A 3,128-nucleotide genomic window follows, 5' to 3' on the forward strand; every position below is an offset into this window, starting at 1 on the left:
GCCACGCCCGCCGCCACCGGCGGGTCGAACACCGCGAGCCCCACGAGGCCGCCCAGGAAGGCGAGCCAGAAGAACGCCACATGGCTGTAGCGCACGTGCCAGCGGGCGAGGTTGAGATAGGCGAACAGGAAGACCAGCAGCGTCGCCCCGAGCACCGCCTCCGCGGAGGCCCGGTAGACCCGCTCGGCCAGTTCGGTGACCGGGAAGACCCGCTGCAGGAAGCCGAAATCGATGCAGGCATAGGCGAGCACCGACCACGCGAGCGCGGCGGCGGCCGGGAAGATGATCGCGCCCTTGACCACGAACACGATGGTCAGGAACAGGGCCAGCAGGCCGCTGATCCCGATGATGATGCCCTTGTAGAGGGTCAGGCCTGCGGCCTTCCGGCGGTAGGCGTCCTGGTCCCAGAGGCGGAGCTGGGGGACGTTGGAGCCGCGCAGTTCGGCCACGTAGGTGACGGTGGCGCCGGGATCCAGCGTGATGGTGAACTGGTCGGCTTCCGGGTTCTCGTCGCGCTCCGGGCGGATGCCCTGGCTCGCCGTGATGGCGGCGATCCGCGAGCCGCCGAGATCGGGCCAGATCACCCCGGAATCCACCAGCCGGAAATGCGGGGCGACGAGGATGCGGTCGATCTGCTCGTCGGTGTCGTTGGTGAGCGCGAACACGATCCAGTCGGGCCGGGCGCCGGCGTCGCGGGCCTTCACGACGATGCGGCGGACGATGCCGTCCTTGCCGGGCGCCGTGGAGATCTGGATCAGGTCGCCGTCGGAGCGGTAGCGCTCGATCGCGGTGGTCAGGTCGATCACCGGCGCGTCGAGGGTGACGCGGACCGCTTCCACGGCCCGGGCCGGCCCCCCCAGCGCGAGGGCACCGACGAGACCGCCGACCAGGGACAGGAGGAGGGCGAGGATGCGCAAGGGTGTCTTGACTTCCGGCCGTGCGAGGTTCGGCGTCAGCCGCCCGGGCGGCCTTGATCGATAGGGGTGGGCCTCACCTGGGGCAAGGTCGCCCCGGGGCCGGTCCACCGCCCGCGGATCGCGCCCCTTTGCGGCCAAATCAAGTTGGGCGGGGCGGGGGGCGGCTCCGCGGCAGGATTCTGAGCGTCTCGGAACCGGTCCATTCCACACGCCCCCGCAGCCTGCGGTGCCCGCGTCGGCGGGCGCCTCGGGCTGCGGGGGAGCCGGATCCCTGTTCGCGGAGATCCGACCGCCTCTCAGGCCGCTCGGAGCGCACCCGCGATCTTGTCGAGGGCGGGCAGCTTGCGGATCGGGCCGATCGCCGCCAGCGTCGGCGTGCCCTGCAGCATCGCGGCCGCCGCGGCCCGGACATCCGCCACCGTGACGGCGTCGACCTTGTCGATCACCTCTCCGGCGGGGATCACCCGGCCCCAGGCCAGGATCTGGCGGGCGTTGCGCTCGATGCGCCCGCCCGGCGTCTCCAGCGCCGAGAGCAGCGAGACCTTGAGCTGCGCCTTGGCGCGGGCGATCTCGACGGCGTCGAGGTCGCGGGCCGCCCGGGCGGTGGCCGCCAGCGTCACGTCGACGAGTTCGGGCAGGTCCGCCCCGGCGGTGCCGGCGCCGATCCCGAACAGGCCGCAATCCGAGAAGGGCCAGTGGAAGGCCTGGATCTCGTAGGCGAGGCCGCGGGTCTCGCGCACCTCCTGCCAGAGCCGCGAGGTCAGGCCGCCGCCCAGCACCTGCGCGAACATGTGCAGCGCGTAGTAGCGGTCGTCCCGGAAGGAGAGGCCCGGCAGGCCGATCACCACGTTGGCCTGCTCGAGCTTGCGCGGCATCCGCCGCTCGCCGCCGCCGTAGACGCCCGGCACGGAGGCGGGGGCGGATTTGGCGGGCCGCCCCCCGAAATGGCGCTCGGCCGCCGCCACGATCGCCTCGTGGGTCACCGCCCCGGCGCCGGCGACGACGATGCGGTCCGGCGTGTATTCCCGGTCGAGATAGGCGCGGATGCCGGCCTCGTCGAAGCTCCGGATCGTCTCGGGCCGCCCGAGGATCGGCCGGCCGACCGGCTGGTCCGGGAAGGCGGCCTCCGTGAACGCGTCGTAGACCACGTCGTCGGGGGTGTCCTCGACGGCGGCGTATTCCTGCAGGATCACGCCCTTCTCCCGGGCGAGCTCGCCCGCGTCGAACACCGAATCGGTGAGGATGTCGCCGATCACGTCCAGGGCGAGGCCGGCATCCTCGCCCAGGACCCGGGCGGTGTAGCTCGTCCCCTCCGTGGAGGTGGCGGCGTTGATCTCGCCGCCGACATTCTCGATCTCCTCGGCGATCTTCTGCGCCGAGCGCGTCCGCGTCCCCTTGAACGCCATGTGCTCGATGAGGTGGGACAGGCCGGCCTCGTCGGCGCGCTCGTTGCGCGAGCCGGCCCCGACCCAGACGCCGAGGCTGGCGGTGGCGACCCCGGGCATCGGCTCGGTGACCACCGTGACGCCGTTGGGAAGCCGCGTGGTGCGCAGGGACGGCGAGGCGGCGTGCGTGGAGAAGTGCTGGTTCATCGACGGCTCGTCGCGCGGGGCGCCGGATGCGGCGCGGGTCCCCTCTCCCGTGCGGGAGAGGGACAGGGTGAGGGGTGCGACCTCTCCGGACGGTTCTCGACCCTCACCCCAACCCTCTCCCGCTCGGGAGAGGGGGCTCGTCGCGCGACTCGCGCCAAGCTCACGCCCCCCTCGTGATGCGGGCGCGCTCGCGGATGAGCGTCTCCAGAGCGGCCTGATCGTTGGCCACCCGGGTCAGGCGCTCGGGCCGGTCCATCAGGTCGGCGAGGTGCGGGGGCAGGGCGGGGCGCAGGCCGCCCGTGGCCTTGGCGACCGCATCCGGGAATTTGGCGGGATGCGCGGTGGCGAGCGCCACCACGGGGGTCGCCGGATCCTGCTCCAGGAGCCGCCGCCCGGCCCGCACGCCGATGGCGCTGTGGGGGTCGAGCACCACCCCGGTGGCAGCCTGGGTCAGGGCGATTTCTTCCATCACGTCAGGCTCCGGCACCGCGACGGCGTCGAAGTCCGAGCGGACCGTGGCGAGAACCTCGGGGCTCAGCGAGAACCCGCCGGACTGCTTCAGCCCCGCCATCAGCCGCGACAGGGAGGAGGAATCGCACCGCAGCGCCTCGAACAGCAG

The 3,128-nt window shown here is 72.8% G+C and carries 1 protein-coding gene and 2 pseudogenes; all 3 read right to left on the reverse strand.

From position 1 onward, the window contains the following. A pseudogene (locus I53_RS16500) lies at positions 1-911 on the reverse strand (7TM-DISM domain-containing protein); the annotation flags it as partial. Positions 912-1,213: 302 nt separating this feature from the next. After that, positions 1,214-2,509, reverse strand: coding sequence for a pitrilysin family protein (locus I53_RS16505; protein ID WP_043352574.1), 1,296 nt, complete (start codon positions 2,507-2,509; stop codon positions 1,214-1,216). Positions 2,510-2,669: 160 nt separating this feature from the next. Next, positions 2,670-3,128: pseudogene (locus I53_RS16510) on the reverse strand (threonine synthase); the annotation flags it as partial.

The organism is Methylobacterium sp. B1 (assembly GCF_000333255.1).
Lineage (GTDB): Bacteria > Pseudomonadota > Alphaproteobacteria > Rhizobiales > Beijerinckiaceae > Methylobacterium > Methylobacterium fujisawaense.